Below are 6,138 nucleotides of genomic sequence, written 5' to 3'. Positions count from 1 at the left end.
CTGATGACATTCCTGCTTTGCAGACGCGGTGACATTTCAACTTGGTTGCAACACGTGGCGCCCGAGGGCCGCGCGCCGCGAATTGCCCGATGTGCTGGCTGATGCTAGATTTGCTCTATGTCTTCTGGCGCAGAAAGAAAGGCGGCAGCGCCATGCCGAGACCCCGTGGCCACTATTGGGCGTCGCTCATCGTTCTCACCGCAGCAACCGGAGCGACTGCGGAGGATGCGACACGGCGTGCCGAGCGTTTGGAGCCGCTCAACCTGAGCGCATCTGAAGGGTTCTCGATCACGCGCTATGAGATCGATGCCGGTCGCTACTATCGGTGGCGTATCCAGAGCGACGGGCTGGAGGAGTACAAGCTGCTTGCGCCCGAGCTTTTCCGCGAAAGCTGGATCGATCAGGTGGTCATCGAAGACAAGGAAGTGAAACCCTATGGGCTGCATGCGGTCGAATTCGATGACGAAGGCGAGATCGATATCTGGTTCATCCCGCAGCGGCCCGGCGAGTATCGCTTCTTTGTCGAAGGTCTGGACACGCAGGGCTTTCGCGGCGTGTTCGTCGTCCGATGAGGGGCCGAGGCCGCGGTGCTTTTGGTCTGCTTTTGCTGAGCGCCGCCGCTGCCTCGGCCCAGCCCGCGTCGCCGCCCTGCTCTGCACTTGAAAGCCGCCTCGACCAGTCGCACGCGAAGTTGGAGGGCCGCGTGCTCAACGAAGCGCTGTTCGACGCCACCAAGCTGGATTGCCCTGACATCGCGAAGAGGCTGCTGGATCTTGGCGCTTCGGTCGAGGCCCGCGACCGGATTGGCGCAACGCCGCTGAATATGGCCGCTGCGCGCGGCGCGCGGGAGATTGTCACCGACCTGCTCGCGCGTGGCGCCGCCATCGATCAGCCCGACGTCAGAGGGGTGACGCCGCTGCTGGCTGCGGTTCAGAACGGACGGCGGCGCATCGTGGCGTCCCTGCTCTCCGCCGGAGCCAATGTCGGCGCCGCCAGCCGAGAAGGCGTGACCCCGGTCATGGCGGCGGCCTTCGATGGCGATACGCGAATACTGGCCATGCTGCTCGAGGCCGGGGGCGATCCGGGCGTCGAGGATAGGCACGGCAAGGGCGCGCTGGCCTATGCCGCCGGGCGCGGCTTTCCCGGCGTTGTCAAAGCGCTGCTCGCGGCTGGGGCCGATGCCGACCGGATCTGGGGACATGATCTGACCGCCCTCATGTGGGCGGCGGGCCATGCCAATGATGCACCGGCGGCTGATGGCGTGGAGACCGCGCGCGCGCTGATCGAGGCGGGCGCGGCACTCGACCGACAAGACGACAGGGGGCGCACCGCTCTGATGATCGCCGCCGGACGCGGGCATGAGCAGATGGTGGCATTTTTGCTGGCCTCGGGCGCCGATCCGGGGCTGCGCGACAACGACGGAAAGCGGGCCGCCGATCTTGCCACAAAAAGCGCGCTCGCCGATCTGCTGCAGCGCTGACCCCCGCCGTCTGAGGCTCAGTGGATGACGAGGCTCGCCAGATAGCGCGACAGCGCATCGATGGTTGCATCGTCGAGCTGTTTCATCGTGCTGTTCTTGTCAGGGGCGTTCATTCGCACGTCGTTCTTGAAGTCGCGCATGGTCTGCGCGAGGTAGTCCGGCTGCTGACCGGCGAGCCGCGGGATCCGGCTGTCGCCCTGCCATTTGCCGTGGCAGGCGCTGCACTGGCCGCCGGTGATGCCCTTTTCGGCCAGCGCGAGGTCTCCGTCCTGCAGTTGCACGGAAACCTCGGGCCAGGTCTGCGCCGCAAAGTGTTCGGCCAACAGCTTCGCCTGATCCCGGTCATACTCGGCGGCGATGTCGGTCATGATGTCGTTCTGCCTGCGTCCGGCGGCATAGTCGCGCAATTGAGTGTAAATGTAGAAATACTGCTGCCCCCAGAGCACCGGGTAGGCCTCATCGATGGGGACACCCTCCTCGCCGTGGCACCCCGCGCAGACCGCAACTTCATCCTCGAGCACAAAGCCGTCTTTGGCTGCGCCGGTCTGAGCGGACAGCGCGGCAACGGCGGCTGCTAGGACCAACCCAAACATGACCTGTTTCATTCCCTGATCTCCCCTCGCCGAAAGGGACGGGCCGGAAGGCCCGCCCCGATGCCATGACACTCGGCTCTAGTCCGCGAGCGTAAAGGCGATGATGTTGTTGCCGCGCTTGTAGTTGAGCTGCGCGTTGCCGCCAGCGGCGACGACGATGTACTGCTTGCCTTCGACGGTGTAGCTGGACGGCGGCGCATTTACGCCGGCCCCCGCCTGAAAGCGCCAAAGCTCGCCGCCGTTAGAACTGTCATAGGCTTTGAAGAGGCCATTGCCCTCGCCGGTGAACACAAGGCCGCCCGCCGTCGCCAGAATGCCGCCGATCATTGGCTCGGCAGTGCGGACCTGCCACGCGATATCGCCGGTGTTGTAGTCGACCGCCGTCACGTTGCCCCATTGCGCCTCATCGGGGATGACATCGAACGAGCCGCCAAGCCAGATCTTCCCCTCGGGGTATGGTGTCGAGCGCACCGTGTAGGTCATCGGCTGGTGCAGGTTGATCGCATAGGTCAGGTGCAGGCTCGGATCGATCGCCATCGGCGACCATTCGACCCCACCATTGGCCCCCGGCAGCATCCGTGCGCCCTCGGCGGTGGGCAGGGTCCACATGTCTTCTTGCGGCACCATCGCTTCGGAGTAGCGGATCAACGAGCAGTCGTCGGCCTTATGCACATAGACATGGCCGGTCTTGCCGCCATGCAGGATGCCTTTGACGTCGTTGCCAGCATCGTCCGTCACCGTGGTGATGATCGGCGGCGACACCGCGTCGAGGTCCCAGACGTCATGGGCGATGTACTGGAAGTGGCAGACATATTCGCCGGTATCGAGGTTCACCGAAACAAGGCTGTCGGTGTAGAGGTTGTCACCCGGCCGCAGGCTGCCGTCGAGGTCTGGAGAGGGGTTGCCCACGACGAAGTAGATGCGCCGCGTCTCGAGATCGACCGCCGGGTTTTGCCACACACCGCCGCCCAGCGTCTCATAAGGATCGCCCATGCTTTCCAGTGCCGCCTTCTCGGCGTCGATGTCACGATGCATGTCGCGTCCCGTGGCGTCATGCGTCGCCCAGACCCCCACTGAATCCTCGGGGACAGTGTTGAAGGTCCAGATCAGCTCACCGGTTTCGGTATCGAAGGCCTTCACGAAGCCGCGGATACCATATTCCCCGCCGTTCGTGCCGATGAGCACCATATTCTCGACCACCGACGGCGCCATGGTTTCCGAATAGCCCAGCTCGGCTTCGGCGATCTGGGTCTCCCAGAGTTGCTTGCCGGTCTTGGCATCCAGCGCCACCAGTTTGGCATCGAGCGTTCCCATGAACACCCTGTCCCCGGCAACGGCCACGCCGCGGTTGTTGGGACCGCAGCAATAGGTGGTGACTGGGCCCATGGCGTGCTTGTGGTGCCAGATCTGCTTGCCGGTGCGCGCATCGAGCGCGTAAACCTCGTTGAACGCGGTGGTCACATACATCACCCCGTTCACGACAATCGGCGACGTCTCCATCGAATCGACAATATCGGTCTGAAAGATCCAAGCCGGGCGCAAGCTCCTCACGTTGCCCGTGTTGATCTGACTCGCTGGGTAATAGCGCGTCTGAGCGTAATTTGCGTTGGTGTGCAGGAAGTTATTCCCATCTCCGGCCGCTCGCGAAAGCATGCTTTGGGTCACCGACTGCAAGTCGCCGTAAAGCGTACTCGCCGACGTTTCTTCCTGAGCCTGAGCTGAACCAGAGCCAACAAGTGCCGCACAAGATATTGCGGCCAGTCTCGACCAATCAAGCATACCGTGTCCTCCCAAGGTTTGCGTTGAAGATCTCTCTAAAGTTACGTAGGGTAAACCAAATGTGTCTAAAAAAATAGCACACAGATATGAGCATCCGTCTGATCGCCAGTACCGTTCGCCGGACCACGGTGTTTGCTACCGTCGCGCTGGCGCTGACGCTGGCGGGACAGGTCAGCGCGCAATCGGGTTTGGCGATCGTGTCGGACGAGCGCGGCAACACCCTGAGCATTCTCTCGCCTGACTTGAAACTCGTTCGCACGATCGACACATGCGCGCGTCCGCGAGGCGTGCATTTCAGCGCGGATCATTCGCAGTTTTTCGTCGGCTGCGCGGATGACGACACCATCGCGATCTACGATACCGCGACGCTTGAACTGATCCGGCGCATTCGCGGCGTGCCCGCGCCAGAAACCTTCGATCTGCACCCCGACGGGCGGCGGCTGATCGTCTCCAACGAGGAGGACGCCGCCGCCTCTGTCATCGACATAGAGACCGGCGAACTGCTCGCCGAGTATCTGACCGGCGAAGAGCCGGAGGGAGTGCAAGTCACCCCGGATGGCAAGCTGGTCTTTGTCGCTTCGGAAGCGGCCAACCTCGTGCATGTGATCGACCTCGAAGCAGATGAGGTGATCGCGGACATTCTCGTCGACACGCGGCCCCGCCGCTTTGCCCTGACCCCGGACGGCAAGGAACTTTGGGTGTCTGCCGAGCTGGCGGGCATTGTCGACATCATCGATGTGGCCAGCCTGAAGCTGGTCGGTGACATCGCCTTCCTGCCAACGGGGTTCCGCCCCGAGCAGGTGACACCCGTCGATCTCGAGATTTCGGAGGACGGGCAGCGCGCCTATGTGGCGCTCGGGCGGGCCAACCATGTGGCCGTCGTCGATGTGCCAAAGCGCAGGGTGATCGACTACGTGCTGGTCGGCAGCCGCGCCTGGGGGCTGGCACTGACGGCGGATGAGACCCGCCTCTTCGTCGCCAACGGCCTCTCAGACGATGTCACCGTGATCGACACCGACAGCCTTGAGGCGCTGGCCTCGATCCCTGTCGGGCGGGTGCCCTATGATATCCTCATCGACGATCGCTAGGGCGCTTGCGCTGCTGCTTCTGCTTGCCGGTCCCCTCGCGGCACAGGATCCGCTGCGCCTTGTGTATCTTGGCATGGCAGACGACCCCTATTACGAACCGCAACCGTTTTACACTGGCCTGTCGCTGCGTGACCGCCACAGACCCCTGGAGGGGGTGCAACTGGGCCTGCGGGACACACGGGTTCTGGCCCGTGCGACCGGCCTCAGTTTCGAGCTGTCAGAGCTGATGACCACCCCGGCAGAGCTTGCCCGAAACCTGCAGACTATGGGCGCCTCCCCTCCCCTTGCGGTCCTTCTGGACCTGCCGCCCGAGCAGATGTCCGAAGCTCTGCGCCTGTCCGGACCCGACACGCTGTTTCTCAACATCCGGGACGCCGCCGACCGCTGGCGCGCCGAGGACTGCGCGCCGAACCTGCTGCACATCATGCCCTCCGAGATGATGCTGAGCGACGCGCTGGCGCAATACCTGCGGGCGCAAAACTGGCGCGATATCCTGCTGGTGCACGGCGCGACGGATGCCGACGCCGAGCGTGCCGCCGCAGCGCGGCGCTCGGCTGCGAAATTTGGGCTGCGGATCGTCGACGAGCGAATGTTCGAACTGACCAATGACCCGCGCCGCCGCGACCACAACAACATCGCGCTTCTCACCGGGGGGGCGCGTTACGATGTGGTCTGGCTCGTCGATGACCTTGGGGATTTTGGTCGGTACCTTCCCTATGCCACCTACGCGCCGCGCCCGGTTGTCGGGTCCGAAGGGCTGGTCGCCCGCGCGTGGCACTGGACGTTCGAACGCTATGGCGCGCCGCAGCTCAACCAGAGGTTCCACCGGCTTGCAGGCCGCGAGATGTCCTCGGAAGACTGGGCAGGCTGGGCCGCAGTGAAGGCGCTTGCCGAGGCGGCGATCCACTCCGGCAGCGCCGAGCCTTCGCGGATCAAAGAGGCGTTGAGGTCGCCCGAGCTTTCGGTCGATCTCTACAAGGGTGTCCGCGGGAATTTCCGATTATGGAACGGGCAGTTGCGGCAACCCATTGTGCTTGCCACCTCGAATGCGGTGCTCGCCGTGGCCCCGATTTCTGGTTTCGCGCATGAGACAGAGACGCTCGACACGCTCGGTCAGGATCGCAAAGAAACCGCCTGCAGCCATTGACCCAACGCCGATGCCCCCCTTGTCAGTGCTGGGGCTTTTCAAAGGCCGGGC

At 63.7% G+C, this 6,138-nt stretch carries 6 protein-coding genes; 4 read left to right on the top strand and 2 right to left on the bottom strand.

Annotated features, from left to right (window positions below; translation table 11 throughout):
* The first annotated feature begins 152 nt into the window (after nt 1-152).
* Together G0A00_RS18555 and G0A00_RS18550 are read left to right on the top strand one after the other, a co-directional pair.
* Nucleotides 153-572, top strand: a complete 420-nt coding sequence (locus tag G0A00_RS18555; protein WP_164183213.1) for a hypothetical protein — start codon at nt 153-155, stop codon at nt 570-572.
* A gap of 131 nt (nt 573-703) precedes the next feature.
* Nucleotides 704-1,480: an ankyrin repeat domain-containing protein gene (locus tag G0A00_RS18550; RefSeq protein ID WP_164183215.1), complete on the top strand. Its 777-nt coding sequence runs from the start codon at nt 704-706 to the stop codon at nt 1,478-1,480.
* 17 nt (nt 1,481-1,497) lie between these two features.
* On the opposite strand, the gene G0A00_RS18545 is transcribed toward G0A00_RS18550, so the two are convergent.
* Together G0A00_RS18545 and G0A00_RS18540 are read right to left on the bottom strand one after the other, a co-directional pair.
* On the bottom strand, nt 1,498-2,085 hold the full coding sequence (locus G0A00_RS18545) for a c-type cytochrome (RefSeq protein WP_164183217.1): 588 nt from the start codon (nt 2,083-2,085) through the stop codon (nt 1,498-1,500).
* A gap of 66 nt (nt 2,086-2,151) precedes the next feature.
* Complete coding sequence (locus G0A00_RS18540) at nt 2,152-3,726, bottom strand: PQQ-binding-like beta-propeller repeat protein (protein ID WP_255455359.1); 1,575 nt, start codon at nt 3,724-3,726, stop codon at nt 2,152-2,154.
* A gap of 212 nt (nt 3,727-3,938) precedes the next feature.
* Here G0A00_RS18540 and G0A00_RS18535 point away from each other — a divergent pair, with 212 nt between their 5' ends.
* Both G0A00_RS18535 and G0A00_RS18530 read left to right on the top strand, forming a co-directional pair.
* The gene (locus tag G0A00_RS18535; protein WP_164183221.1) at nt 3,939-4,940 is read left to right on the top strand and encodes a PQQ-dependent catabolism-associated beta-propeller protein; all 1,002 of its coding nucleotides are present in this window, start codon (nt 3,939-3,941) and stop codon (nt 4,938-4,940) included.
* Nucleotides 4,915-6,087 carry an amino acid ABC transporter substrate-binding protein gene (locus tag G0A00_RS18530; RefSeq protein ID WP_164183223.1) on the top strand — a complete coding sequence of 391 codons (1,173 nt, stop codon included), beginning with the start codon at nt 4,915-4,917 and terminating at the stop codon, nt 6,085-6,087. The genes G0A00_RS18535 and G0A00_RS18530 overlap by 26 nt, the downstream gene beginning before the upstream one ends.
* Nucleotides 6,088-6,138 lie beyond the last annotated feature (51 nt).

The organism is Salipiger sp. PrR002 (assembly GCF_010500775.1).
In the GTDB taxonomy this organism is placed as follows: domain Bacteria; phylum Pseudomonadota; class Alphaproteobacteria; order Rhodobacterales; family Rhodobacteraceae; genus Salipiger.
This window is presented reverse-complemented; position numbering and strand designations above follow the sequence as displayed.